This window comes from Pseudomonas sp. SMV7 (assembly GCF_052041995.1).
Taxonomy (GTDB): domain Bacteria; phylum Pseudomonadota; class Gammaproteobacteria; order Pseudomonadales; family Pseudomonadaceae; genus Aquipseudomonas.
Map to the genome: position 1 here is coordinate 156,154 of NZ_JBKGGT010000002.1, position 25,589 is coordinate 181,742.

Sequence of the window (25,589 nt, forward strand, 5' to 3'; positions counted from 1 at the left end):
ACCCCTAACCTGACCGGGTCCAGACAATAACAAGGGAGACCCTGGCCATGTCCCTGGGATTCGACTACCTCAATGCCTTGCTCGAGGATGACCGTGAAAAGGGCATCTACCGCTGCAAGCGCGAGATGTTCACCGACCCACGCCTGTTCGACCTGGAGATGAAACACATCTTCGAGGGCAACTGGATCTACCTGGCCCACGAAAGCCAGATCCCCGAGAACAACGACTTCCTCACCCTGACCATGGGGCGCCAGCCGATCTTCATCGCGCGCAACAAGGACGGTGAGCTGAATGCCTTTCTCAACGCCTGCAGCCACCGTGGCGCCATGCTCTGCCGACACAAGCGCGGCAACCGCTCCAGCTACACCTGCCCGTTCCATGGCTGGACCTTCAACAACAGCGGCAAACTGCTGAAGGTGAAGGACCCCGGCAACGCCGGCTACCCCGACAGCTTCAACTGCGATGGCTCCCACGACCTGACCAGGGTGGCGCGCTTCGAGTCGTACCGGGGCTTTCTGTTCGGCAGCCTGAAAGCCGACGTCAAACCGCTGGCCGAACACCTGGGCGAGTCGGCGAAGATCATCGACATGATCGTCGACCAGTCGCCACAAGGCCTGGAAGTGCTGCGGGGGGCCAGTTCGTATATCTACGAAGGCAACTGGAAACTCACCGCGGAAAACGGTGCCGACGGCTACCACGTCAGTTCCGTGCACTGGAACTACGCCGCCACCCAGAACCAGCGCAAGCAGCGCGAGGCGGGCGAGGAGATCAAGACCATGAGCGCCGGGGCCTGGGCCAAGCAGGGCGGTGGTTTCTACTCCTTCGACCACGGCCACCTGCTGCTGTGGACCCGCTGGGCCAACCCGGAGGACCGCCCGGCCTACGAGCGCCGTGCACAGCTGGCGGCCGACTTCGGCCAGGCGCGTGCCGACTGGATGATCGAGAACTCGCGCAACCTGTGCCTGTACCCGAACGTGTACCTGATGGACCAGTTCAGCTCGCAGATCCGCATCGCCCGGCCGATTTCGGTGAACAGGACCGAAATCACCATCTATTGCATTGCGCCGAAAGGCGAGAGCGCCGATGCCCGCGCCAAGCGCATTCGCCAGTACGAAGACTTCTTCAATGTCAGCGGCATGGCCACCCCGGACGACCTCGAAGAGTTCCGCTCGTGCCAGACCGGCTACGGCGGCGGCAGCGGCTGGAACGACATGTCCCGTGGGGCTGCACACTGGGTGCAAGGCGCCGACGAGGCGGCCAGGCAGATCGAGCTCAAGCCGCTGCTGTCTGGCGTGCGCACCGAAGACGAAGGCCTGTTCGTGCTGCAGCACAAGTACTGGCAGGACACCATGATCCAGGCCCTGAAGGACGAACAGCAGCTGATCCCCGTGGAGGCCGTGCAATGAGCCTGTATGACACCGTGCGCGACTTCCTCTACCGCGAGGCGCGCTACCTGGACGATGCCCAGTGGGACCAGTGGCTGCAGCTGTACGCCAGCGATGCCACCTTCTGGATGCCGAGCTGGGACGATGACGACACCCTGACCGAAGACCCGCAAAGCGAAATCTCGCTGATCTGGTATGGCAACCGCGGCGGCCTGGAAGACCGCGTGTTCCGCATCAAGACCGAGCGTTCCAGCGCGACCGTGCCCGACACCCGCACCGCGCACCACATCAGCAACATCGAGATCGTCGGGCAGGCAGAGGGGCAATGCCAGGTGCGCTTCAACTGGCACACCCTGAGCTTCCGCTACAAGACCACCGACAGCTACTTCGGCAGCAGTTTCTACACCCTTGACCTGCGCGGCGAGCAGCCGCTGATCAAGGCCAAGAAGGTGGTGCTGAAGAACGACTACGTGCGCCAGGTCATCGACATCTACCACATCTGATCCAGGGTTTGGCCAGTGCTGCCCGGTGCGTCCTGCGATGCGTCGTGGCCCGGCTCGCCCCGCGAGGTGCAACATGAGCTACCAGATCGCATTCAATTTCGAAGACGGGGTAACCCGCTTCATCGAAGCCAGCGGCCATGAAAGCGTGGCCGACGCTGCCTACCGTCAGGGCATCAACATTCCGCTGGACTGCCGCGACGGCGCCTGCGGTACCTGCAAGTGCAAGGCCGAGTCCGGCCGTTACGAGCTGGGCGACAACTTCATCGAGGACGCCCTGAGCGAGGACGAAATCGCCGCCGGCTACGTGCTGACCTGCCAGATGCGCGCCGCAAGCGACTGCGTGATCCGCATTCCGGCCTCGTCGCAGCTGTGCAAGACCGAGCAGGCCTGTTTCGAGGCCGCGATCAGCGAGGTGCGCCAGCTGTCGGCCAGTACCATCGCCCTGTCGCTCAGGGGTGAGGCGCTCAACCGCCTGGCGTTCCTGCCCGGGCAGTACGTCCACCTCAAGGTGCCGGGCAGCGAGCAGCGCCGCGCCTATTCGTTCAGTTCGCTGCAGAAGGGTGGTGAGGTCAGCTTCCTGATCCGCAACGTACCAGGCGGGCTGATGAGCAGCTTCCTGACCAGCCTGGCCAAGGCCGGCGACAGCATGACCCTGGCCGGGCCACTGGGCAGCTTCTACCTGCGGCCGATCCAGCGCCCGCTGCTGTTGCTGGCCGGCGGCACCGGTCTGGCACCGTTCACGGCAATGCTGGAGAAGATCGCCGAGCAGGGCAGCGCCCACCCGTTGCACCTGATCTACGGCGTGACCAACGACTTCGACCTGGTCGAGCTCGACCGTCTGCAGGCCTTGGCGGCGCGCATCCCCAACTTCACCTTCAGCGCCTGCGTGGCCAACCCCGACAGCCAGTACCCACGCAAGGGCTACGTGACCCAGCACATCGAGCCGCGCCACCTCAACGATGGCGATGTCGACGTGTACCTGTGCGGCCCGCCGCCGATGGTCGAGGCGGTGAGCCGGTACCTGCGTGAGCAGGGCATCACCCCGGCGAACTTCTACTACGAGAAGTTCGCGGCAGCGGCCTGACCGCTTCTTTCATCGCAAGCAATACGCCAACCGTGTGGGAGCGGGCGTGCCCGCGAAGAGGCCAGCGAGTTCAACGACGTTGTCTGGCCGGATGCGTTCGCCGGCATGCCCGCTCCCACAGCTGCCATGGCGAACCGGAGAAATGGATATGAACAACAGATTCCAAGGCAAGGTCGCCCTGGTCACCGGTGCCGCCCAGGGCATCGGCCGGGGCGTGTGCTGGCGGCTCAAGGCCGAAGGCGCGCAAGTAGTGGCGGTAGACCGCTCCGAGCTGGTCCACGAACTGGCCGGCGAGGGCATGCTCACCCTCACTGCCGACCTCGAACAGCATGCCGACTGCGCGCAGGTGATGGCCAGCGCCGTGGCCGCCTTCGGCCGCCTCGACATCCTGGTCAACAACGTTGGCGGCACGATCTGGGCCAAGCCTTTCGAGCACTACCAGGTGGAGCAGATCGAAGCCGAAGTGCGCCGCTCGCTGTTCCCCACGCTGTGGTGCTGCCACGCCGCCTTGCCCTACATGCTCGAGCGTGGCAGCGGCGCCATCGTCAATGTCTCGTCGATCGCCACCCGTGGCATCAACCGCGTGCCGTACGGGGCGGCCAAGGGCGGCGTCAACGCGCTCACCGCCTGCCTGGCGTTCGAAACGGCGGGCCGCGGCATTCGCGTCAACGCCACCGCACCCGGCGGCACTGAAGCGCCGCCCCGGCGGGTGCCGCGCAACAGCGCCGAACAGACCGAGCAGGAACAGCGCTGGTACCAGCAGATCGTCGAGCAGACCCTCGACAGCAGCCTGATGCACCGCTACGGCAGCATCGACGAGCAGGTCGGCGCAATTCTGTTCCTCGCTTCCGACGAGGCCTCGTACATCACCGGCGTGACGTTGCCGGTGGGGGGCGGCGACCTCGGCTGAATGTGAGCGGGGAATTGCACCTCGCGGCTGGATGAGGGTAGCTTGCGCAAACCTACCCTTCAGGAATGCCACCTTTGGACTCCATCACCCAAGCCGTTCTCGGCGCCGCCCTGCAAGGTACCGTGCTGGGCCGCATCCAGGGCCGTCGTTCGCTAGTGTATGGTGCAGCGCTGGCCACGCTGCCCGACCTGGACGTGATCATCCGCTACGCCGACCCGGTGTCGCAGATGACCTACCATCGCGGCTTTTCCCACTCGTTGTTCGTGCTCAGCGGGCTGGCCTTGCTACTGGCCTGGCTGGTCGACAAGTGCTGGCCCGGCAAAGGCTACACCTTGCCCAGGCTGTTCCTGGCATTCTGGCTGGTCCTGGTCACCCACCCATTGCTGGATGCGTTCACGGTCTACGGCACGCAATTGTTCTGGCCGTTGCAGACCACTCCGCTGAGCTGGGCGGCGGTATTCATCATCGACCCGGTCTACACCCTGCCGCTGCTGGCAGCGGTCATCTATGCGAGCATCCAGGGGCTGACGGCCAAGGCGACGCGGTGGCTGAGCCTGGCCCTGCTGTTCAGCACCGCCTACCTGGGTTTCGGCCTGGCCGGGCGCATGGCCGCCGAGCAGCGCTTCGAGGCAGCGCTCGACCAGCAAGGCATTGTTGCAAGCGAGGTACGTGCGGTGCCCATCGCGTTCAACAGCCTGGTCTGGCGGGTGCTGGCCAAGACCCCGGATGGCGGTTACTACGAAGGCATCAGCAGCCTGTTCGACCGGCAAGCTCCGGAAATGCAGCATTTGCCGCGCAACCTTGAACTGGCCGGGGCGCTCGCCGACCACCCTTTGCACCAACGCTTGCGCTGGTTCACCGATGACTGGCTGCGTTACGACCAGGTCGGCGATGCACTGGTGGTCACCGACCTGCGCATGGGGATACCCGGTAACTATACGTTCCGCTTCAGCATGGCTCACCGCGACAGCCTGGGACGCTGGATTACCGATGTCCCGGCGCTGTGGCAGGGCGCCGGGCCGGGGTCGATGTTCAATGGCGATGACCTGGTGCTGATCTGGCGACGTATCGTCGAACAGCAGCCGCCGCTGCCGCTGGCTACCTGGACCGGCCGTTACCTGGGGGACGGTACGGCCGAACGCTGACGGCCTGTGCTGCGTGCAGTTTCATGGCGGGTCAAGCCGGAGGGTCAGCTGCGAGGCACGCGCCCACTCACATAATGCGCCACATCATTGAACCCGGGCGTCGAGGCATGCCCGGGCGTTACCAGCGAGTCGATGAAGGCTTCATCCTCGGCAGTGATCTGCACCGTCAGGGCGCCGCCATAGGTATCCCACTGTTGTTCCGTCCGCGGCCCGACGATCGCCGAACTGACCAGCCGGTTGTTCAGTACCCAGGCAATCGCGAACTCGACCATGCCCACGCCCTTGGCCTGCACATAGGCCTGGATCTGCCGGGCGATGGCCAGCGACTCCTGGCGCCACTCCACTTCCATGATGCGCTTGTCCTGGCGCCCGGCACGGCTGCCAGTGTCCGGTGCGGCGCCCGGGGCGTACTTGCCGCTGAGCACGCCACGCGCCAGCGGGCTGTACGGCACCACGCCCAGGCCATGGGCGGCGGCGGCAGTCAGTTGCTCGGCTTCTGCCTGGCGGTTGACGATGTTGTACAGCGGCTGGCTGATCACCGGCCTGGGGACGCCCAGGCGCTCGGCAATGTGGCACACCTCGGCGATCCGCCAGCCACGGAAGTTGGATACGCCCCAATAGCGGATCTTGCCCTGGCGCAGCAGGTCGCCGATGGCCTGCACGCTTTCTTCCAGCGGCACCTGGTGGTCTTCGCGGTGCAGGTAGTAGATGTCCAGGTAGTCCATGTCCATGCGCGTCAAGGTGGCGTGCAGGGCATTGAAAATATGCTTGCGCGACAGCCCGCTGCGGTTGGGCAGGCCATCGGCCGGGCCGAAGCCGACCTTGCTGGCGACGATCCAGTCCTGGCGTTGGCGGGCGACCGCTTCGCCGACGATTTCTTCCGAGCGCCCGGCGTTGTACACGTCGGCGGTGTCGATGAAGTTGATGCCCTGGTCCCAGGCCTTGTCGATGATGCGCAAGGCGTCCTCGGTGCGGGTCTGTTCGCCGAACATCATGCTGCCCAAGGTCAGGGCGGAAACCTGCAGGCCACTATGGCCGAGGCGGCGGTAGATCATGCGCGTGGTCCTTATGCAGTCGGCTGAGCTGCCTGTTTTACACGCAACCGGGGCGCATTGAAAGGCGCCGCTCAGCCGATCAGGGCCAAGGCCTGCGCCAGGCTCAATGGCCGCTTCATGCGCTGGGACAGTGTCGCCATGGCATCGGAATAGCCTTTGGCAATGACCGCCTCGACCTGTTCATCGACACATTGCAAGGCGATGAAGTCGCCTTGCTCCGGCGCGCCGACGAATTCGATACGGTTCCAGTCCCGCGCATGCCCCAATACCTCATAGGTACGGCCGTGCTGGTAGGTCCAGAAGAACGGCACGTCGGCGTAGCGGCGCTGTTCGCCGAGCATGTTGGCAGCGGCAATCACCCCGTGCTGCTGGGCCAGGCGCCAGTGTTCGATACGCACCGGGCGTCCGCTGAGCGGGAAGGTGGCGATATCGCCCGCGGCCCACAGGCCCTCTGCGACGCGCATTTCGGCATCCACTTGCAGCGATTTGTCGGCGTTTGGCAGTACACCCTGAAGGAACGCAGTGGCCGGTCTCACCCCGGTACCCAGCAGCACCAGTGGCGTGTGCAAGCGTTCGCCGTTTGCCAGCAACACGGCTTCGACCTTGCCTTGGCCTTCGATGCGCTGGAGTTCAGTCGGGCCATGGAAGACGACCCCTTTGCGCTCATGCAGCTCGCGAATACTGCGGCCGATACGCTCGCCCAGCTGGCGCGCCAGGGGCACCTGATGGCGGCTAACCAGGTGCACCTTCAGGCCATACTTGCGCAACGCCGAGGCCGCTTCCAGGCCGATGAAACCGTCGCCGACGATCACCGCCGGCTGGCCGGGTTCGGCAGCGTCAAGCAACTGCGCGGCATCCTCCCGCGAGCGCAGGGTGAACACCCCGGGCAGCTCGACACCCGGGATATCCGGCCGCTGCGCCTTGCCACCGGTGGCCAGCAGGCAGGCGTCATAGTCGATCTGCTGACCGTCGGCCAGGGTGACCTGGCGCTTCTCGCTGTCCAGTATGCGCACCTTGCCATGCCTGCGTTCCAGCCGGCCCTTGCGCAGGGCGTCGGCGCCGAGCAGGGCAGGCACTTCGTCGGGCGACATCTGCCCGGCGATCACGAATTTGCTGAGTGAGGTACGGTCGTAGGCGGGCTGGCGTTCCTGGTCGATCCAGACCAGGCGGCCGGCGAAGCCATGCGCCAGCAGGGTGGCGACCGCGGCGCTGCCGGCAGCACCGGCGCCGACCACCACGAAGCAGCGGGCGTCACTGTGCCGGGGTGGTTCGATGGCGGGCAAGGCCTGGTCATCGACCCACACCTGGTCGCCGTCGACCCAGGCCTTGTAGCGGCGCAGGTCGGCCAAGGCCGGCGGCTCGCACAGCGCGCCTTCGTCAACGGCGAACGCGGCCTTGTGCCAGGGGCAGACCAGCAGGCCGCCACACACCACGCCCTCATCGAGCGGGGCGCCTTCATGGGGGCAGGTGGCCTGGTAGGCGTGCACCTGGTCGCCTTGGCGGATCAGGATGAGTTCTTCGCTGCCGGCCTGGACGCGCAGGGGGCGGTGTTCGTCAAGCTGGGCCAGGCGGGCCACGGCGTGCTGGGTCATTGGCGTTCTCCCGAGGGCCTTTGCAACCATTTGACGCCTGGGCCGGGGCGGGGATGCGTCGAGCTGACGATCGGAGAGGGTACGCCACTGCTGGCGGTAGGCGCGGATTTAGCCGCGAAGCAGGCGACGCGCTGGCTGGCACCGGCTGCGCCGATGCTCGCGGCTAACGCCGCTCCTGCAAATACGGCGACAATTCGCGCCGTGTGCAGGAGCGGATTTATCCGTGAGGCAGCTCAACTGGCCCGTGCTGTGTTCAGCGCCCCGGCGCGCGTCACGCGCAAGGCCACCAGGCTACCGAGCACGATCAGCGCCGCCAGCGAATACAGCGCGGCATCGGTGGAGCCGGTCTGGTCCTTGATGAACCCGACCAGGTAGGGGCTGAGGAAGCCGGCCATCTGCCCCACCGAGTTGATGATCGCCAGGCCGGCAACGGCCGCACTGGCGCTGAGCAGCGCGGTCGGCATCGGCCAGAACATCGGCAGGCCGGTGAGGGCGCCCATGGTGGCGATCGACAGGCCGAGGATGGCGATGGCCGGGCTGCCGGCGAAGTTCACCGCGATCAGCAGGCCGGTGGCGCCCATCAGCATCGGCACCACCAGGTGCCAGCGGCGTTCGTTGCGCAAGTCGGCCGAGCGCCCGCAGAGGATCATGAACACCCCGGCCAGCAAGTACGGGATGGCGCTGAGCCAGCCGATCAGCAACGGGTTGTCGAAGCCCATGTTCCTGATGATCGACGGCAGCCAGAAGTTGATCGCGTAGACGCCGCTCTGGATGCAGAAGTAGACGAAGCCGAAGGTCCAGATCAGCCGGTTGCCCAGCACGGCGAGCACACCGTCGCCGCTGGTGGCCGGCTTGCTGTCGGCGTCGGCCTGCAGGTCGGCGGCGATCAGTTGGCGTTCTGCCGGGCTCAGCCAGCTGGCCTTGTGGTAGCCATCACTGAGCAGGAACACCGCCAGCACACCCAGCGCAACGGTTGGCAGGCCCTGGATCAGGAACATCCATTGCCAGCCGGCCAGGCCGTGCTGGCCGGCCGCGAAGTGCTCGAGGATCCAGCCGGAGAACGGCCCGCCGAGCAGGCCGGATACCGGGATCGCCGACATGAAAAGGGCCATGATGCGGCCGCGGCGGGCGCCCGGGAACCAGCGCGAAAGGTACAGCACCACGCCGGGGAAAAAACCGGCTTCGGCGGCACCGGTCAGCAGGCGCAGCGCGTAGAACTCGGCAGGCGTGGAGACGAACAACAGGCAGGTGGACAAGCTGCCCCAGGCAATCATCATCAGCGCGATCCAGCGCCGCGGGCCGAAGCGGTTGAGCGCCAGGTTGCTCGGCAGGCCGCAGAGTACGTAGCCGATGAAGAAGATGCCGGCGCCAAGGCCGTACACCGTTTCGCTGAATTGCAGCGCATCGAGCATCTGCAGCTTGGCAAAACCGACGTTGACGCGGTCCAGGTAGTTGAACAGGTAGCAGATGAAAATGAACGGAATCAGCCGCAGGGTGATGCGCCGGTACAGCGCATTGCGGTGAATGTCCGTGCCTTGGTCAGGGGCGGGGCTGTATGCCATGATCGGGTTCTCTGTTGTTATGGTTGTCGCCGCGTCGCCTGTTCCGGCGCTCGCCCTGACGAGTCTCGGGGACAGCGGCGTGCCTGTCTTTGTGCTTTTGCACAGTGCTCGCGCCGCACTGCTGTGCCCCAGCCCAAAAGCCTAACACCGCAAGGACCCTTGAATGTTCGAACTCGACCATGACCTGGCACAGGATATCGTTGACCGGGCGATGGCCATCCTGCCGTGCAACGTCAATGTGATGGACAGCCAGGGGCTGATCCTTGGCAGCGGCGAACCGGAGCGCATCAACACGCGTCACGAGGGCGCGCAACTGGTGCTGGCCAACGGCCGCATCGTCGAACTGGATACTGATGCGGCCAAATGCCTGAAGGGCGTGCAGCCGGGGGTGAACCTGCCGCTGATGCTCGATGGCCGGCTGATGGGCGTGCTTGGCCTGACCGGCGACCCGCAACAGTTGCGCACGTACGGCGAGCTGGTGCGCATGACCGCTGAAATGCTGCTGGCCCAGCGCCATTTGCAGGCCGACCAGCAATGGCGGCGGCAGCGTTGCGACGACTTGCTGGCGCTGTTGCTTGGCGGCAGCGGTGATTCACCCCGGTTGCTTGATGAAGCCCGCCAGTTGGGGCTGAAACCCCAGCTGCCACGTGTGCCCTGCCTGTTCGAGCTGGCCTCGGGGGCACCTGGCGAAGCGCTGGCCGCATGGCTGACCAGCCGCTACCCGGACAGCTGGTGCGTCAGCCCGGCCCGCCAGTCGTTGCTGTGGTGCCGGCCCGCCGGGGTGGCGCTCGACGAACCGCGCCTGCTGGAACGCCTGGAACGTCATGGCTGGGTAGTGGAGCGTCTGGCCCTGGGCAGCGCCGCACAAAGCCTGGAGCAACTGCGCCGGGGCTACCGCCGAGTCCGCGACCTGCTGGCCTATGGCCGCGAGGTCGTGCCTGGCGAGCGCCTGCTCAGCCTGCAACGCTACCGGTTGCCGGCGCTGTTGTGGCGGCACCGCAACGATGATGCGCTGGACGAATTGCTGCAGCCCTTGCAGCGTATCCGTGCCAAGGACGGCAACGGCCAGTTGCTCGCCACCCTGCGCGCCTGGTGTGCCCATGACGGCCAGAGCCAGGCCTGTGCCGATGCGCTGGGTATCCACCGCAACAGCCTGCGCTACCGCCTGGAGCGCATCGCCGAGTTGGCTGAAGTGGACCCGCTGCGCATGGAGGGTATGCTCAGCTTGTACCTGGGCTTGCAGTTGCTGCCGGCCGACTGAGCGCTGGCCGCTCCTGGCAAAACGCCTGCGCCGGGCGCGCAGGCATTTGCCCAAACAACGCGTCCCAGGTTTTGTGCAAGCGACCGAGGCCAGCGTGGCAGCCACCTGTCAGCATGCCGCTGATCAGGACAGGAGAATCCCCATGAAGATCGTCATCGCCCCCGACTCGTTCAAGGACAGCCTCGACGCTGCCGGTGTCGCCCGCGCCATTGCAGCGGGCCTGGGCGAAGCCTGGCCGCAAGCCGAGCTGCTCGAGTGCCCGATGGCCGACGGTGGCGAAGGGACCATGCAGGCCATTCTTGCCGCCAGCCATGGCGAACTGCGCCGGCAGACCGTGCGCGGGCCATTGGGGCAACGCGTCGAAGCCGGCTGGGGCTGGTTGCCACAAAGCCGTACGGCAATCATCGAAATGGCCCAGGCCAGTGGCCTGCAACTGGTGCCGACCGGCCAGCGCGATGCCTGCCGCAGCAGCACCTGGGGCACTGGCGAACTGGTTGCCGCTGCCTTGGCCGCCGGCGCACAACGGGTGGTGCTGGCGATCGGCGGCAGCGCCACCAACGATGCAGGCAGTGGCATGCTGCGCGCCTTGGGCCTGCGCCTGCTGGACGCCGACGGGCAGGCGCTGGAAGAGGGCGGCCTGGCCTTGGCCAGGCTGGCCCGCATCGACGCCAGCGGCCTCGACCCGCGCCTGGCCGAGGTGCAGTTCGAAGTGGCCGCGGACGTCGACAACCCGCTGTGCGGCGCCAACGGCGCTTCGGCGATCTTCGGCCCGCAGAAGGGTGCCAGCCCGCAACAGGTACAGGCGCTGGACCAGGCCCTGGGGCACTTTGCCGACCACTGTGCGCAGCTGCTGGGCAGCGACGTGCGTGACTACCCTGGCTGCGGCGCGGCCGGTGGCATGGGCTTCGCGGCGCGGGCATTCATGGGCGCGCAGTTCCGCCCCGGGGTGGACGTGGTGGCCGAGCTGGCTGGCCTGGACGCGCTGGTGCGAGACGCTGACCTGGTGATAACCGGCGAGGGGCGTTTCGATGCCCAGACCCTGCGCGGCAAGACGCCGCTCGGGGTGGCGCGGGTGGCCAGGCGCCATGGGGTGCCGGTGGTGGTGCTGGCCGGAACCTTGGGTGAAGGCTACCAGCAGTTGTATGCCCATGGCATCGACGCTGCCTTTGCCCTGGCCGGCGGGCCGATGAGCCTGGAGCAGGCCTGTGCCGATGCTGCCGAACTGCTGCGCGCGCGTGCCTGTGACATCGGCCGCTTGTGGCAGCGTGCAAGGCAAAGCTGACCGCGGGGATGGCGTTGGCGCAGGCGCTCGCCAAGCCACCTCAGGGTAGCAGCGCCTGGGCCTGGCTGGCCGGGAGCTCGGCCAGCTCGCCAAAGCGCTGCGCCGCGTCGATGTAGCGCAAGGCTGACTTGGCGTCCTTCCAGCCCACGTAGCTCATCAAGGCTTTCAGTTCCCAGCCGTTGGCCGTTGCCCAGGTGGCGAAACCACGGCGCAGCGAATGACCGGTGTACAGCGCCGCCGGTACCCCGGCGCGCTCCAGCATGCGCCGCAGCAGGCCGACCAGGCTGTTGCTGTTGAGTGCGGTTTCACTCAGGTTGCCCCAGCGGTCGAGCTTGCGGAACACCGGCCCGTGGGCGATGCCGGCCACTTCCAGCCATTGCAGGTAGGCCGTGACCGGGCACAGCGCCTTCAGCGCCGGGGTTCGGTGTTGCACGCCCAGCGCTTCCCGGTCACCCTTGCTGCGCGGCAGGAACAGGGTGATGCCGACACCTGCCTGGGCCTGGATGTGCTCGACGCGCAGCCGCGCCAGTTCATCGCCACGAAAACCGCGCCAGAAGCCCAGCAACAGCAAGGCCGCGTCGCGGCGGGCGCGACGCAGGGCGGCCAGGCATGCCGTTCCTTGGCCTGGCAGGCCTCTGCTTCGAAGTACTGCACGGCGGTTTGCAGGTGCTGCAGCAACAACGGCGCGGCCTGCCTCGGCGGGTTCGGGTGCAAGGTGCGGATGCCGCGCAGCACCTGGCGTACCAACGGGGCCTTGGTCGGGTCGGGGAAGCCTTGGGCAAGGTGCCACTGGCTGAGTGCGGCGAGCCGTTGGCGCAGGGTGCTGACGGCGTGCTGGCCGGCGTGGTCGGCCAGATAGCGGGCGATGCTCTCGGCCGTGGCCGGGAGGAAGCCGCCCCAGTGGCTTTCGAAGTGCGCGATGGCGGCCTGGTAGCTGCGCCGGGTGTTGTCACGGGTGGCGGCGCGCAGGTAGCGCTCGATGTCGGTCATGGTGCGAGGGTCGGTTGGTGATGGACAGCACAATAAACCGAAATGCTGTGCCTGTCCTGCGCTGCGGGCGCCGCCATCACACGCAGGCGCTGGCCCCGCTGCGCTTGAACGGTGGGTAGTCACGCAGCTGCGTCGGCGACAACGGCCGACTGAAGTGGTAGCCCTGGGCGATATCGCAGCCGGCGAGCTTCAGGCATACCACCTGTTCACGGGTTTCCACGCCCTCGGCCACCACCTCCAGGCCCAGGCGCTTGGCCAGGATGATGGTGGAGGACACGATCGGGCTGTCGTCATGGCTGTTGGACAGTGGCGCGATCAGCGAGCGGTCGATCTTCAGCTTGCTCAGCGGTAGGGTGTGCAGGTGGGCAAAGCCGGCATAACCACGGCCGAAGTCGTCCAGGCTTATACCCAGGCCGGCACTGCGCAGGCAGTGCAGGTGCGCCACTGCCGTGCCTTCGGGGTCGAGAATGGTGGTTTCGGTAATTTCCAGCTCCAGCCGCTGTGGGGCGATGCCGTACTGCTGCAGTTGCTCCAGCAGCTGCGCCGCGAAGCCCGCCTGACGCAGTTGCAGGGCGGATACGTTCACCGCCAGCCGCGTCTCGGCGCCCTGCGCGGCCCAACCCGCCAAGGCTTCGCAGGCCAGGCGCAGCACCTCCCAGCCCAGCTCGACAATGAAACCGCTGCGCTCGGCCAGGCCGATGAAGCGGTCCGGGTAGAGCAGGCCGAACTCGGGATGGTCCCAGCGCACCAACGCCTCGTAACCCAGCACCTGCTGGGTGTCGAGGCGAATCTGCGGTTGGTAGTGCAGCACGAACTGGCGCTCGGCCAACGCGCTGCCAAATGCCTGTTCCAGGGTGAAGGCCTGGATATCGGCCAGGTTCAGTGACGGGTCGAAAAAGCGGTACTGGGCGCGCCCGGCCTGCTTCGCCGAGTACATCGCCGCGTCGGCGCTGCGGATCAGGCTGTCGATGTCCTGGCCATCGCGCGGGCAGATGCTGACGCCAACGCTGGGGCTGGTATTGACCTCCTGGCCATCCAGGGCGTAAGTGGCCGAGAGTTTCTGCACCAGTTCACGCACCCAGGCATTGATCTGCTCTTCACTGCGTTCGCCCGCCAGCAGTACCACGAACTCGTCGCCACCAAAGCGCGAGGCTTCGTCGCCGGGCTCCAGCAGGCGCTGGATACGCCCGGCCACGGCTTGCAGCAGCAGGTCGCCGACCTTGTGCCCCAGCGAGTCGTTGATCGACTTGAAACGGTCCATGTCGATGAACAGAATCGCCAGCAGCCGGCGCCTGCCGCGCTGACGGGTCAGCACCTGGCCGGCGACCTCGACGAACTGGCGGCGGTTGTGCAGGCCGCTGAGGTGGTCGGTGGCGGCGGCGTGGCTGCTGCGCCGGTGCTCGTCCTCGAGGCGCTCGATCAGTTGCCGGTTGACCTGCTGGGCGTGCTCCAGCGCGCTGAAGGCCTCCTGGCGCTTGCGCAACAGGCGCAAGGTCCACAGCAGGCTGGCGAGGATCATCAGGGTCATGCCCAAGGTGAGCCAGAACTGCCGGGCGTAGGCCTGCGTGACAGGCGCCAGGATCGCCTCCTGGCGCTGGCTGACCACGATGCTGAAGCCCCGCTCGGGTACGCGCCGGAACAGGCTCTGGTACGTTACCCCGGTCGCGTACTGGGTGAGCATGCCTGCCTCGCTGGCGCTGCCGGGCAGCCCTGGCTGCAGCGCGTCACCAGGCACGCTCATGCCACGGCTGTCGATGCGCAGCCGCTCCCGGCCATCGCCCTGCAGCAGGCGCACCAGGCCGCTGCCGCCCAGGTCGACGTGCTGCAGCAGCACGGCCAGGTAGCCGATGTCCAGCTGCACCACCAGGAGGGTGTCGATGGCATCACCTTGCAGGTCGGTCAACGGCAGCAGGAAGGGAAGCTGCCAGTCCGGCCCGCTGGCCGGCTGGCTGGGGGCCTGCACGCTGGGCAGGAACGGTTTGAAGCCGTAATCGGCGACGTGTCGTTGCAGCTGCTGCAACCAGCCTTCGGGCAACTCGGCGGCCACGTCGGCATGGCTGGCCGACAGCAGCCGGCCTTGGCGGTCGTAGAGGCCCATGCGCTTGAACAGCGGGTCTTCGCCAAGCAGCTTCGCCAGGCCTGGATTGCCCGGGCGCAGCGTTTTCATGTCGTCCCGGGTGGCCTGGCCGACAGCCTGGGCGCGGTCGACCAGCTGGCGCAGGCTTGCGCCGACCAGGGTGGCCAGGTTCAACTGCTCGGCAGCCTTGGCCGCCAGCGCGTCCTGCCTTGCACCAGCCTGCTGCGCAAGGTGCAGCCCCCAGAGGAAGGCCAGGGTCGCGGCACACAGCATCAGGATCAGCAGCCGCAGAAGGCTGGCGGAGGAAAGCGAACGGCGAATCACTGCTGACAGTTCCCGACCCTGGGTAATGGCCAGAAAATACGACAGTAAGATGACAACTTCATGACTGATGGCAAATCGCCTTTAAGGATCGCCCTTTTCCGCCAGCGGCGCCTGCAGGCGCGCGGTCTCTTCCTCCAGGTAATTCATCAACGCACTGACTTCGCCGTCGCTGAGGCGCAGGTTGGGCATGGCCAGGCGGTTGTACTGTTCATACAGCAGCATCGCCAGGGGGTCTTTCTGCGCCAGCATCTGGTCGGGCTCCTTGATCCAGCGGGCCAGCCATGCGGCGTCACGCTGGCGGGTCACACCCAGCAGGTCGGGGCCGATAGCGCGCTGCCCCGGCTCGCTGTTGCCCACGGTGTGGCAGGACGAGCAACGCGTGCGGAACAGCTGCTCGCCACTGCTGAGCGGGCGAACCTCCGGCGCCTGGGCATAGTCCAGCGGCTTGGCGCTGGCCTGTTTCCAGTTGTGCAGGCTGTTGCCCAGGCGGTCAGCGAGGATGTACGGGCTTTCAAAAGGCGAAGCCTTCATCCAGCGGCCGCTGGCCTGGTTGCCAATGATCAGGCTCAGGTTGTGGTCCTTGGAGCGGCCGTTTTCCAGGCCTTCGATATACAGGCCCAGGCTGCGGCGCAATTGTTCGATGTCAGCCGGTTCGCCGGTGAGCAGCGTCCAGCCGGGGCCGATGCCGAACTTTTCGGCGTAGCGCTTCAGGGTAGTGGGGGTGTCATTGAACGGGTCGATGCTGATGGAGTAGAAGAAGATGTCCTGGCCCACCCGGTCACCGAGGATCTTCTGCACCTGGCGCAGGCGTGCGGTTTCGACCGGGCAGGAGTCGGTGCAGCCGGTGAAGATGAAATTGATGGCGACCACCTTGTCCTTGATCAGGTCGTCGAAGAAATACACTTTCTCGCCGTCCTGGGTCAGCAGCGGAATGTTGGGGAAATAGTCGGCCCCCCAGGGCGATGCAGCAGGTGCTGCGTCGGGCTGTTGCGGCTGTAGCGGCCACAACGGGATGCTGGCCGCGAACAGCGCGAGCACGAGCAGGATACGCCAAGTGCCGGACATGATACGGTCCTCTGGATACCGGTAGCCCGACCACAAGCACATTGACCACAGGCCGCGTGCAGTGGCGATGGGCGCGCCCACGCGGGGCCGCTTGGCGGCCCCGGCTGCCAATCACTTGTACCTGACCGGCGCTGTCACGCTCTGCCCGAGTGCCGATCTCACCGTCACCGTCGCTGGCGTAGCCGGGCCATAGCCACTGGTGGTCACCAACAGCCGCCAGGTGGCCCCGCTGCCGCTAGCCGTCATGCTGGCGTTGCCCAGGTTCAACGGGCCGGCGGTGGTGGCTGCGGTCACACTGATGCTGTTGCCTGCGGCCACCGTGGTGGTCCCGCTGACCTCCCAGGTAAACTGGTTGGCGCCGAGCACCTGCACCGTGGCACTGGTCACCTGGATCTGGTCCGTCACCGCAGCCGGGCTGACCGCAATGCTGACCGTGGCCGGGGCCACGGATTCGGCACCCTTGGCGTCCCGTGCCGAGTAGTTGAAGCTGGCGGTGAACGGCGTCGCCACGCTGGCTGGTGGGGTGTAGACCACCGTGGTGCCATCGGTACTGGTATTGCCCTGGCCGGAGTTCGGTTGGCTGAGGCCGACGACGGTCAAGGGCAGGTTGTTTTCCGGGTCGGTGTCGTTGGCCAGCACGTTCAGGGTCAGCGGCTTGCCAGCCGTGGTCGCGGCGCTGTCGTTGGCTGCAACCGGGGGTTTGTTGTCCGGTTCGTTGTTGCCCTTGTTGTTGGTGCGGAAGGTTGGCAGGCCAACCGATGCCACGTACGCCACACCGTCCCAGCCCGGTAGCGGGGTCGGCATGACCTGGAACTGGCCCGGGTGTTCGAGGTCCCAGCGCAGCAGCATGGACGTGTCCTCATGCTGGGTATTGTGGCAATGCTCCATGTAGGTACCGGCAAACTCGCGGAAGCGGATGGCCATTTCCACTTCTTCCGACGAGTCGGCATCCGGGCCGATGCGGTACACGTCCTTGCGCGCCCATTTTTCCCACTCTGGCGGGGCCATGCCATCGCGGCTGAGGATCACGCCTTCCTCGAAGTGCACATGCACAGGGTGGCTCCAGCCATTACCGCCGTTGATGATCTTCCACACTTCCAGGGTGCCGTCGCCGCTGAAGCCGGCATCGGTGGACTGGTTGGCCAGTTGTGGCGCAGCGGCTATGCGGCGGGGGTCCATGCTGTAGCCGAAGCTGCCTTCGCTCTTGATGGTCCAGGGCTTGCTGTCGGTACCGTCGGAGCGCCCGAAGATGAATTCGCGGTGGCGGGCTTCCTTGAGCTTGGCCAGGTCGGTAGCCGAGTTGCGGTCGATCGTCAGCGGCAGCATCTTCATGCCCGCAGCCTTGCCTGGCTTGGCCGGCTCGTAGGCCGCCGGGTTCATGCTCAGGTCCTGGCCGCTGTAGGGCTGCACCACCAGCTGCAGGAACTTGCCGATGGCCGGGTCGCCGTTGTCCCACTGCGGGCCTTTGCTGGTCTGCTTGATCACGGCCTTGTACTTTTCCGAAAGCACGTCGGCCAGCGCAATGGCGCCTTCCGGCCCTTTGCCGCTCTGGTGTTCTTCGAGGTTGACGAAGTACAGCTTGTCGCCGACCTTGATGCCGTTCCTGGCGAAGTTGATGATGATGTCGTAGCGCTCGGCAATGCCCTGCAGCGGCAGGATGCCGTTGTTGTCCTGCAGGTTGCCGTCGCCGTTGAGGTCCATGCTGCCGTCGAACGGCACAGCGTGTTCCATGATGTTGCCGTCGTTGGCGATCATGTGGAACGGCACCCGGGCATACGACACGTTGGAGCCGACCGGGCCTTTGAATTCGCCACTGGTGCCGGCAATTTCCCGGACCACGGCCAACTTGAAGTAGCGCGATACCGAGCCGTTGAGGATACGGAAGCGATAACTGCGCGCGCGAACCTTGAGGATGGGGCGGAACTGCCAGTTGACCATGACCTGGTCGCCAAGGAAGCCGTCGGTATTGAACGGGTTGAACCACAGCTGCCCTTGGGCATCCCAGGCCTTGTCGGCGATCACCAGGTTGACGTCGTAGTCACGGTTACCCCACGGCAGGCCCGTGCCGCTGGGGAAGCGCAGGTTCACGCCATCCTGCAGGGCCTCGTTGCCACGGTCCAGGGCACTGTAGTAGTTCATCATCACGGCGTTGCCCTTGTAGACGTTCTGCGCCGTGAAATCCATCATGTGGTCGTGGAACCAGTGGGTGCTCATGGTTTCGCGCCAGTCGCCGCGAATCTTGATGCTGCCGTTCTGGCAGGTCTTCAGGCCTGGGCTGGCATCGTTGACAAACAGGGTCTCACCGGGCGAGCAGGGGAATGCCGCCCGTGGGTCCTGGGCGCGGGTGTTGATGGTGTCGTAGCCGGCCAGCTGCAGCGGCCAACGGTAGTCGTAGTACTGGCCCGGGAAGAAGTAGGCGTTGGCAAAACCGTCGCTTTCAGCGGGCGAATGGCCGTTGTGCTCGTGGGTGGAAATGGTGTGCAGGCCAAACCCGTTGTTCGCTGCTGGGTCGATGGGCAGGGCGTTGTAGTGGCGCATCAGGATTGGCTGGCCATAGCGCACCATCAGCAACTTGGGTGGGAGGGTGCCGTCGAAGGTCCATACCGACTTGTGGTTCTGCAGCGGCATTTTCGGGTGGAAGCGAATGTCGATGCCGCGGGTCGTACCCTGTGTGTTGGGGATGTCGGAGGTCTGGTAATACAGGCCGCCCGGGGCGAACTCGCCAACGGCATAGTTGTGCAGCTGCTTGCGGTCGCGCAAACCAAGATTGATGCGTGCGCCAGCCTGGGCGGTCTTGAACCCTGCCTGCGGATAGAACTCGTTCCAGCGCTGGTGCGACCAGCCTTTTCCGGGTGGCCGGCCTTCCGCCGGCGAGCCGACAGGGTGCCGGTTGAGGAACATCTCGATCTGCGCCTTCCACGGGTTGCGGTCGAGCACATTGGCATACTGGGTCGGGAACGGGTACAGGCCCGGTTGCTTGAGGAAGGCTTCCAGCGCGCTGCCGCTGGGACCACTGCGGGCGACCACGTCCGGGTCCTGCGCCGGTGCGGCACCCAGGGTGGGTACCGGGAAGGTCAGCGTTGCAGGCGGCAGCGTCGGGTCGAGTTTTTCCGTGCCGAACTCTTCGAACAGGAGCAACTGCTGGGTAAACGGCAATGCCCCGAACAAGGGACTGGGTTTGCCGTTGGTGGGGTACTTGTTGGCGGTTTGCAAGGCCGGTGGCAATACATTGTTGGCGAGTACCGTGTTGCGGTCGCCGTACACGCCGTTGCTCAACTCGAGCGAGCCCTGGTTGGCCTCTGGCATGTTGTAGAGGTCGAGCAAGGCCTGGGTCGGGTCGGCCGGCTGGTCGGTATAGGCCGACGGGTCGGTCGGCGGCGGCATGCTGTTGTCGTCCAGGGGGGCGGCCACCGCCGTGGCCAGCCCGAGGCCAAGCATCAGCGCAGTGACGGAGGAGAGCGGGAATACAGGCCTGCATGGGCGAATCGCGACAGGTGTTTTCATTGGCTTGTGCCTCGCGCACGGTTTCGTGGCGTTTTGCTAGTTACCACGGCCCGAGCAACGCCTGTGCCAAGTGTCCGGGATGTAACGCCCTGCCAATCAAGCCCTTGTGGCGCCTGGAGCGCGTTGCAAGCCACGGCGTCAAAAACGGGGCTAGCCCCCCACTAGCGGGTTACCCATTACCCAACGTCTGGGGCAAGCTGCCGGCCTGTGCCTTCGCACCCTGTCGCGCTGGGCGCCAATGACACGATCCGGCCCTGCTTTGGTGCGCCTACGCCTCCAATGAAGCCACCGGGCACACTTTCAATTCCCGTTTTCTGCGCTTTACTGTGCAACGTGCGCACCGCCTGTAGTGCGACGCGCCTGCTCCGGGCGCGGTGGCCGGCGCAGTCAAAGCGGCCTGCATCTTGCTCTCCCTGCTGCCGACTACAACCCGGAGCCCCGTGCAATGAGCTCATCCAGCGAATTTTCGCTCAGCGAAGCCCCGCAGTCGGCCCGCAAGGGCCTGCTGCCGATCGCGATGGTCCTGTTCAGCTTCACCTTCTTTACCGGCACGATGTTCGCCGGCGGCAAGCTGGGCATGGCCTTCAAATTTGTCGACATGTTATGGGTAGCCGCCATCGGCAACAGCCTGCTGGCCCTGTATGCCGCAGCCCTGGCGTTCATTGCCTCGCGCAGCGGACTGAACACCGTACTGATGGGGCGCTTCTGCTTCGGCGAGGCGGGTAGCCGGCTTTCTGACTTCCTGCTGGGTTTCGCCGAACTGGGCTGGTATGCCTGGGGCACGGCCACGGCGGCCATCGTGCTGGTCCGGTTGCTGGGGCTGGCGGACGGCTTCAGCATGCCGTTGATGGTGCTGTTCGGCCTGGGCTTCAGCATGACGGCCATCATCGGCTTCAAGGGGCTGGATGTGCTGTCGCGGCTGTCGGTGCCGTTGATGTTCGTGCTGCTGCTGGTGTCGATGTACATCGCCACCCGCGATGCCGGTGGCCTTGCCGGTCTGGCCGCGGTGCTACCGCACGAGACCATGACCTTTTCGGCTGCCGTGACCATGGTCTTCGGTACCTTCGCCAGTGGTGCCACCCAGGCGACCAACTGGACACGGCTGGCGCGTAGCGGCCGGGTGGCGGTGATTGCCAGCGTGGTGGCGTTCCTGCTGGGCAACGGATTGATGGTGGTGGCCGGGGCCTGGTGCGCGATGGTCTACCAGCAGGCCGATATCGTCGAGGTGATGATGCTGCAAGGCCTGTCGTTCGCGGCGGTGGTCATGCTGTGCCTGAACCTGTGGACTATCCAGGGGCCGACCCTCTACAACGTGTCGGCCGCCGCATGCCACCTGCTGCGCAGCGAGCGTCGGCGCAGCGCAACGCTGGCGGCAGCCGGGGTCGGGATCGTGTTGGCGATCGGCGGCATGTACGAAATGCTGATCCCGTTCCTGGTGCTGCTGGGCTCGATCATTCCGCCGGTGGGCGGCGTGATCATGGCCGATTTCTGGTATCGCCATCGCGGCAGCTTCCCGACACTGGGCACGATAAGCCTGCCGCGCTACAACCTGACCGGGCTGCTGGCCTATGCCGTGGGCGCGGTACTGGCCTGCGCCTCGCCGTGGATCGCCCCGCTGGTCGGTATCGGCGCTTCGGCCCTGTGCTACGTCGTCCTCGTCGAGCTGGGCGCACGGCGCCGGGCGCCAGGCCAGGCAGGCACCGAGCCTTGAGCCTGGCGCTGGAGCAGATCCTGCAGTTGCCCGGCCTGCACGCACTTCCGCATGAATGCTTCGGTCGCCCTGTTGATAGGGCGTATGAGCGCAGACCACCGCAAGGAGTAACAGCATGAACATTATCAACGCACGCCTGCGCGGCAAGCCTGGGTTGTTCCGCATCGAACTGAACGGCGAGCGCATCGCCGCCATCGTGCCCCAGGCCAATGGGGTGGCGCCCACGCCTGCGGGTGACCTGGATGCCGGGCAGAACCTGGTGGTGGCGCCTTTTGTCGAGCCGCACATCCACCTCGATGCCACGCTGACGGCGGGCGAGCCGAAGTGGAACATGAGCGGTACCCTGTTCGAAGGCATCGAACGCTGGGCCGAGCGCAAGGAAATCACCACCCATGAGGACATCAAGAGCCGTGCGAAAAAGACCATCGGCATGCTGGTGGACCATGGTATCCAGCATGTGCGCACCCATGTCGATGTTACCGACCCGAAGCTCACCGCGCTCAAGGCCATGGTCGAGGTGCGTGACGAAGTGCGTCACCTGGTCGACCTGCAGATCGTGGCCTTTCCTCAGGAAGGCATCGAGTCGTACGCCAATGGCCGGGCGCTGATGACCGAGGCGGTAGCCATCGGCGCCGACGTGGTGGGCGGCATTCCGCATTTCGAGAACACCCGCGACCAGGGCGTGGCGTCGGTGAAGTTCCTCATGGACCTGGCCGAGCGCAGCGGCTGCCTGGTGGACGTGCATTGCGACGAAACCGACGACCCCCAGTCGCGCTTCCTCGAAGTGCTGGCCGAGGAGGCCCGGGTGCGCGGCATGGGGCCCCGGGTTACAGCCAGCCATACGGTGGCCATGGGTTCCTATGACAATGCCTACTGCTACAAGCTGTTTCGCCTGCTGAAGCTGTCGGGTATCAATTTCGTCTCCTGCCCGACCGAGAGCATCCACCTGCAAGGGCGTTTCGACAACTACCCGAAACGCCGAGGCGTCACCCGCGTGGCCGAGATCGACCGTGCCGGGATGAACGTGTGCTTCGGCCAGGATTCCATCGTCGATCCGTGGTACCCGTTGGGCAACGGCAACATCCTGCGTATTCTCGAAGCTGGCCTGCACATCTGCCACATGCTCGGTTACGAAGACCTGCAGCGTTGCCTGGACCTGATCACCGACAACAGCGCCCGCACCCTGAACCTGGGCGAGGGCTACGGCATCGCGGAGGGGCGCCCGGCGAACCTGCTGCTGCTGTCGGCGCCGGACGATTACGAGATGGTCCGCAGCCAGGGGCATGCACTGGTGTCGCTGCGCCATGGCAAGGTGCTGATGCAGCGGACACCGGCGCTCGTGCAGCGCTTTGCCTGAGGCGGCGTGGCCTCAGGCGGTCATCGCCGCCAGGGCACAGCTTGAGATCTGCGCATCCTGTACCGCCACACCGGTCAGGTCCGCCAGGGTAATCTGGTCAGCGTGCTCCCGCCCGGGGGCGCCGCTGGCCAGCAAGGTACCCAGTTCGATCAGTTGCGTCGTGTCGATCTGGCCACTGCGCAAGGCGTGGGCAACCTCGCCGTACTGGCTGCACTGCGCGACCGAGTCGACGACGATGCGCGCGGCCCTGGCCACCAGTGCCGGGTCCAGCTCCTGCTTGCCCGGCCCGTCGGCACCCACAGCGGTGATGTGCGTGCCGGGCCGGACCCACTCGCTGCGCAACAGCGGCTGGCGGGAGGGGGTGGTGCAGACAATCAGGTTGGCTGCCCCTGCGACCTCGGCGGCATCCTGCGTGGTGCGCACTTCATAACCCAGCGCGCGGGCGAACGCACGGTAGCCAGCCAGCCCGCTGTCCTGCCGGCCCCAGACCACGACCTGACGGCAATCGGTAATGGCGCCCAGCTGTTCAAGCTGCATCCGCGCCTGCATGCCGGTGCCCAATATGCCGATGGCAGTGACCTGCGGCGGTGCCAGCAAGCGTGCGGCAATCCGCCCGGCCAGGGCGGTGCGCATGCCGGTCAGCCAACCCTCGTCCTGCAGCAGCGCCAAGGGCTGCCCGGTGTGCGCAGACAGCACCAGCATCAGGCCATCGTTGCTCGGCAGGCCTTTGCCCGGGTTGTCATAGAAGCCGGTCGAGATTTTCACGGTGAAGGTGGCGCTGCCCTCCACATAGGCCGACTTCACGCAGCAGTCGCCGTTCGCGCCTGGGAAGCTGAAGCCCTGGACCGGTGGCACCTGGACCTTGCCCGCCGAGAAGGCGATGAAGCCTTGCTCCAGGCAAAGCAGTGCGACCTCGGGGTCGAGGCTGGCGACGATTTGCGCCTTGCTGAAGCACCTCACTGGATAGCCCCGAGGAACGCGTCCAGCACGATGTTGCGGCCACACAGGATGACCGCGACACGCTTGCCGCGGTAACGCTCGGCAAGCTTCTGCATGCCGGCGACGGCGACGGCCGCGGCACCTTCGATGATCCAGCGTTCACTGCTGGCGATCTCGCGCATGGCGGCCTTGATTTCGGCCTCGCTGACCAGCACGGTGTCGGTCAGCAACGCCTGGCACAGCGGGAAGGTAATGCTGCCAGGCTCGACGCCGCCGGCTGTACCATCGGACAGCGTCTCGCGGGCGGCCACGTCGATGATCTTGCCAGCCTTGAGCGACTGCTCCAGCGCCGGGTCGTTTTCTGGCCAGCAGCCGATGATATCGGTACCCGGCTTGAGTACCCGCAGGGCTGCAGCAATACCGGAGATCATTCCGCCACCGCCGACGGCCACGAACACGGCGTCCAGGTCCGGTGCCTGCTCGAACAGCTCGAAGCCGATGGTGCCTTGCCCGGCAATGACCTGCGGGTCGTTATAAGGGGAGACGAATGGCTTGCCCTGGACCTGGGCCTGCCTGGCAGCCTCCAGTTCGGCCCCCAACGGGTCGGTGGGCAAGCCGACCACTTCAGCGCCCAGCGCGCGCATGGCCTGTACTTTATAGGCAGACGCGCCGTTGCTGGTATACACGGTGACCGGCACCCCAGCGCCTTTGCCTGCCAATGCCAGCGCCTGCCCGTGGTTGCCGGAAGACGCGGCAATCACCCCTGCACCGCGCTGGTCCACGGGCAACAGGCGGATCTTGTTGCTGGCCCCGCGAAACTTGAACGAGCCTGTGTGCTGCAAATGCTCGCATTTGAGCAGTACGTGACAGCCGCTGATAGCCGAGAGGCGGGCGCTGTAGGTCAACGGCGTGATGCTGACGGCTGGGCGCAGTGCCACATGGGCATCCTTGATCGCCTGGTACAGCGTGTCGAGGTAAGTGGCATCGACCTTGGGGAAACCTGTGGCGCTGGACATGATTGCACTCCTGAACAATCGTAGAAAGTCAGTCCACCATAGACATATTGTCTATTTCTGGCAAGGGGGTGAACCTGACCCCGCGCGCCTCTGCCTGGCTCGCCAATGTCATGGAACAAAACGGAAGAGGTTGGCTGCCGCCTAGGCGCGCAGTTCCTTCAGGTACTTGTACACCGTGGCCCGGCCCATGTTGAGCACCTTGGCGATGTAGTCGGCAGCGCTACGCCCCTCGAACGCGCCCTCGGCATGCAATGCCTGCACCAGGCTGCGCTTGTCTTTGGCCTGCAATGTCTGCAGGGACAGGTTGCGTTCCCCCAGCCAGGCATGCAGGAAGGTATTGATGCGTTCCTGCCAGTCGTTGCGGAACAGCGAATCGGGCTGCGGCACCAGCCGGCTCACCTGGAAGAACGCATCCAGCGCCGCGCGGGCCTGCTCCAGCACCGACACATTCAGGTTGATGCACATCAGGTGCTCGGCTTCACCCGCCTGGTTGCGCAGCACGCTACTGATGGAGCGGATCTTCTGGCCGTTCCAGTTGAGCTTTTCGTACGGGCCCAGGTTGACCCCGTTGAGCAAGTCTTCCAGTTCGTGGTCGATCGCCGAATCATCGCCCAGTTCACGCTGGGAGAAATTGTTGGCGATGTGAACGACGGTCTGGCTGCGCAGTTCGTGAATGATGACTTCTGCGTGCGGGTACAGCAGCAGCGCGATGCTGTCGGCGATTGCCTTGTAGTTTTCCAGGGTCATTTTCTGTCGCGGGTCGAGTGCCAGGCCCCATGGTGGCCGCAAAGCGCTAACGACACAAGGCGTCTTGCAAGGGCGGCGGC

General features: G+C 65.7%; 20 protein-coding genes. 10 read left to right on the top strand and 10 right to left on the bottom strand.

From position 1 onward, the window contains the following. The first annotated feature begins 47 nt into the window (after nt 1-47). The 5 genes from benA (at nt 48) to ACLEJP_RS03700 (ending at nt 5,027) form a co-directional block, all read left to right on the top strand. A complete protein-coding gene (gene benA, locus ACLEJP_RS03680) occupies nt 48-1,406 on the top strand; it encodes a benzoate 1,2-dioxygenase large subunit (RefSeq protein ID WP_440804572.1) in 1,359 nt (452 codons plus the stop codon). Further along, the gene (gene benB / locus ACLEJP_RS03685; protein WP_440804573.1) at nt 1,403-1,888 is read left to right on the top strand and encodes a benzoate 1,2-dioxygenase small subunit; all 486 of its coding nucleotides are present in this window, start codon (nt 1,403-1,405) and stop codon (nt 1,886-1,888) included. The genes benA and benB overlap by 4 nt, the downstream gene beginning before the upstream one ends. Before the next feature lie 73 nt (nt 1,889-1,961). Continuing rightward, complete coding sequence (gene benC, locus ACLEJP_RS03690; protein ID WP_440804574.1) at nt 1,962-2,972, top strand: benzoate 1,2-dioxygenase electron transfer component BenC; 1,011 nt, start codon at nt 1,962-1,964, stop codon at nt 2,970-2,972. 148 nt (nt 2,973-3,120) lie between these two features. Further along, nucleotides 3,121-3,882, top strand: coding sequence for a 1,6-dihydroxycyclohexa-2,4-diene-1-carboxylate dehydrogenase (locus ACLEJP_RS03695; protein WP_289135476.1), 762 nt, complete (start codon nt 3,121-3,123; stop codon nt 3,880-3,882). A gap of 74 nt (nt 3,883-3,956) precedes the next feature. Then, entirely contained in the window at nt 3,957-5,027 is a 1,071-nt protein-coding gene (locus tag ACLEJP_RS03700) for a metal-dependent hydrolase (protein ID WP_440804575.1), read from the top strand. A gap of 44 nt (nt 5,028-5,071) precedes the next feature. Here ACLEJP_RS03700 and ACLEJP_RS03705 read toward each other — a convergent pair whose 3' ends face one another. The 3 genes from ACLEJP_RS03705 to ACLEJP_RS03715 form a co-directional block, all read right to left on the bottom strand. Next, entirely contained in the window at nt 5,072-6,082 is a 1,011-nt protein-coding gene (locus ACLEJP_RS03705) for an aldo/keto reductase (protein ID WP_440804576.1), read from the bottom strand. A 71-nt stretch (nt 6,083-6,153) separates the two neighbouring features. Further along, complete coding sequence (locus tag ACLEJP_RS03710) at nt 6,154-7,674, bottom strand: FAD-dependent oxidoreductase (protein WP_440804577.1); 1,521 nt, start codon at nt 7,672-7,674, stop codon at nt 6,154-6,156. 233 nt (nt 7,675-7,907) lie between these two features. Beyond that, a complete protein-coding gene (locus ACLEJP_RS03715; RefSeq protein WP_440804578.1) occupies nt 7,908-9,236 on the bottom strand; it encodes an MFS transporter in 1,329 nt (442 codons plus the stop codon). A gap of 163 nt (nt 9,237-9,399) precedes the next feature. Here ACLEJP_RS03715 and ACLEJP_RS03720 point away from each other — a divergent pair, with 163 nt between their 5' ends. Together ACLEJP_RS03720 and ACLEJP_RS03725 are read left to right on the top strand one after the other, a co-directional pair. Next, a complete protein-coding gene (locus ACLEJP_RS03720) occupies nt 9,400-10,497 on the top strand; it encodes a sugar diacid recognition domain-containing protein (RefSeq protein ID WP_440804579.1) in 1,098 nt (365 codons plus the stop codon). A gap of 142 nt (nt 10,498-10,639) precedes the next feature. Continuing rightward, complete coding sequence (locus ACLEJP_RS03725; RefSeq protein ID WP_440804580.1) at nt 10,640-11,779, top strand: glycerate kinase; 1,140 nt, start codon at nt 10,640-10,642, stop codon at nt 11,777-11,779. A gap of 40 nt (nt 11,780-11,819) precedes the next feature. Here the strand turns inward: ACLEJP_RS03725 and ACLEJP_RS03730 are convergent, their stop codons facing one another. Further along, the gene (locus ACLEJP_RS03730) at nt 11,820-12,410 is read right to left on the bottom strand and encodes a site-specific integrase (RefSeq protein ID WP_440804709.1); all 591 of its coding nucleotides are present in this window, start codon (nt 12,408-12,410) and stop codon (nt 11,820-11,822) included. Here ACLEJP_RS03730 and ACLEJP_RS03735 point away from each other — a divergent pair. Next, on the top strand, nt 12,389-12,790 hold the full coding sequence (locus tag ACLEJP_RS03735; protein WP_440804712.1) for a hypothetical protein: 402 nt from the start codon (nt 12,389-12,391) through the stop codon (nt 12,788-12,790). The genes ACLEJP_RS03730 and ACLEJP_RS03735 overlap by 22 nt on opposite strands. Before the next feature lie 55 nt (nt 12,791-12,845). Here the strand turns inward: ACLEJP_RS03735 and ACLEJP_RS03740 are convergent, their stop codons facing one another. From ACLEJP_RS03740 to ACLEJP_RS03750, 3 genes are all read right to left on the bottom strand, one after another. Beyond that, on the bottom strand, nt 12,846-15,170 hold the full coding sequence (locus ACLEJP_RS03740) for a putative bifunctional diguanylate cyclase/phosphodiesterase (RefSeq protein ID WP_440804581.1): 2,325 nt from the start codon (nt 15,168-15,170) through the stop codon (nt 12,846-12,848). Between the two features lie 81 nt (nt 15,171-15,251). After that, a complete protein-coding gene (locus tag ACLEJP_RS03745) occupies nt 15,252-16,235 on the bottom strand; it encodes an SCO family protein (protein ID WP_440804582.1) in 984 nt (327 codons plus the stop codon). 111 nt (nt 16,236-16,346) lie between these two features. Beyond that, nucleotides 16,347-19,739 carry an Ig-like domain-containing protein gene (locus ACLEJP_RS03750; RefSeq protein WP_440804583.1) on the bottom strand — a complete coding sequence of 1,131 codons (3,393 nt, stop codon included), beginning with the start codon at nt 19,737-19,739 and terminating at the stop codon, nt 16,347-16,349. Nucleotides 19,740-20,184: 445 nt separating this feature from the next. Here ACLEJP_RS03750 and codB point away from each other — a divergent pair, with 445 nt between their 5' ends. Together codB and codA are read left to right on the top strand one after the other, a co-directional pair. Next, nucleotides 20,185-21,450 (top strand): cytosine permease, encoded by a 1,266-nt coding sequence (gene codB, locus ACLEJP_RS03755; RefSeq protein ID WP_440804584.1) that lies wholly within the window; start codon nt 20,185-20,187, stop codon nt 21,448-21,450. A 115-nt stretch (nt 21,451-21,565) separates the two neighbouring features. Beyond that, nucleotides 21,566-22,807, top strand: a complete 1,242-nt coding sequence (gene codA, locus ACLEJP_RS03760; protein WP_440804585.1) for a cytosine deaminase — start codon at nt 21,566-21,568, stop codon at nt 22,805-22,807. 12 nt (nt 22,808-22,819) lie between these two features. Here codA and ACLEJP_RS03765 read toward each other — a convergent pair whose 3' ends face one another. From ACLEJP_RS03765 to ACLEJP_RS03775, 3 genes are all read right to left on the bottom strand, one after another. Next, a complete protein-coding gene (locus tag ACLEJP_RS03765) occupies nt 22,820-23,767 on the bottom strand; it encodes an ornithine cyclodeaminase family protein (protein WP_440804586.1) in 948 nt (315 codons plus the stop codon). Beyond that, complete coding sequence (locus ACLEJP_RS03770) at nt 23,764-24,762, bottom strand: threonine/serine dehydratase (RefSeq protein ID WP_440804587.1); 999 nt, start codon at nt 24,760-24,762, stop codon at nt 23,764-23,766. Before ACLEJP_RS03770 ends, ACLEJP_RS03765 begins: the two co-directional genes overlap by 4 nt. A gap of 141 nt (nt 24,763-24,903) precedes the next feature. Further along, complete coding sequence (locus ACLEJP_RS03775) at nt 24,904-25,509, bottom strand: helix-turn-helix transcriptional regulator (protein WP_440804588.1); 606 nt, start codon at nt 25,507-25,509, stop codon at nt 24,904-24,906. Nucleotides 25,510-25,589: the final 80 nt, after the last annotated feature.

What these genes read in the sequence shown, in the direction of transcription:
- ACLEJP_RS03715 (WP_440804578.1), bottom strand. Translation starts at nt 9,236, where the DNA reads ATGGCATACAGCCCCGCCCCTGACCAAGGCACGGACATTCACCGCAAT.
- benC (WP_440804574.1), top strand. Translation starts at nt 1,962, where the DNA reads ATGAGCTACCAGATCGCATTCAATTTCGAAGACGGGGTAACCCGCTTC.
- benA (WP_440804572.1), top strand. Translation starts at nt 48, where the DNA reads ATGTCCCTGGGATTCGACTACCTCAATGCCTTGCTCGAGGATGACCGT.
- ACLEJP_RS03710 (WP_440804577.1), bottom strand. Translation starts at nt 7,674, where the DNA reads ATGACCCAGCACGCCGTGGCCCGCCTGGCCCAGCTTGACGAACACCGC.
- ACLEJP_RS03720 (WP_440804579.1), top strand. Translation starts at nt 9,400, where the DNA reads ATGTTCGAACTCGACCATGACCTGGCACAGGATATCGTTGACCGGGCG.
- benB (WP_440804573.1), top strand. Translation starts at nt 1,403, where the DNA reads ATGAGCCTGTATGACACCGTGCGCGACTTCCTCTACCGCGAGGCGCGC.
- ACLEJP_RS03705 (WP_440804576.1), bottom strand. Translation starts at nt 6,082, where the DNA reads ATGATCTACCGCCGCCTCGGCCATAGTGGCCTGCAGGTTTCCGCCCTG.
- codB (WP_440804584.1), top strand. Translation starts at nt 20,185, where the DNA reads ATGAGCTCATCCAGCGAATTTTCGCTCAGCGAAGCCCCGCAGTCGGCC.
- codA (WP_440804585.1), top strand. Translation starts at nt 21,566, where the DNA reads ATGAACATTATCAACGCACGCCTGCGCGGCAAGCCTGGGTTGTTCCGC.
- ACLEJP_RS03750 (WP_440804583.1), bottom strand. Translation starts at nt 19,739, where the DNA reads ATGAAAACACCTGTCGCGATTCGCCCATGCAGGCCTGTATTCCCGCTC.
- ACLEJP_RS03745 (WP_440804582.1), bottom strand. Translation starts at nt 16,235, where the DNA reads ATGTCCGGCACTTGGCGTATCCTGCTCGTGCTCGCGCTGTTCGCGGCC.
- ACLEJP_RS03725 (WP_440804580.1), top strand. Translation starts at nt 10,640, where the DNA reads ATGAAGATCGTCATCGCCCCCGACTCGTTCAAGGACAGCCTCGACGCT.
- ACLEJP_RS03775 (WP_440804588.1), bottom strand. Translation starts at nt 25,509, where the DNA reads ATGACCCTGGAAAACTACAAGGCAATCGCCGACAGCATCGCGCTGCTG.
- ACLEJP_RS03735 (WP_440804712.1), top strand. Translation starts at nt 12,389, where the DNA reads ATGCCGTTCCTTGGCCTGGCAGGCCTCTGCTTCGAAGTACTGCACGGC.
- ACLEJP_RS03770 (WP_440804587.1), bottom strand. Translation starts at nt 24,762, where the DNA reads ATGTCCAGCGCCACAGGTTTCCCCAAGGTCGATGCCACTTACCTCGAC.
- ACLEJP_RS03695 (WP_289135476.1), top strand. Translation starts at nt 3,121, where the DNA reads ATGAACAACAGATTCCAAGGCAAGGTCGCCCTGGTCACCGGTGCCGCC.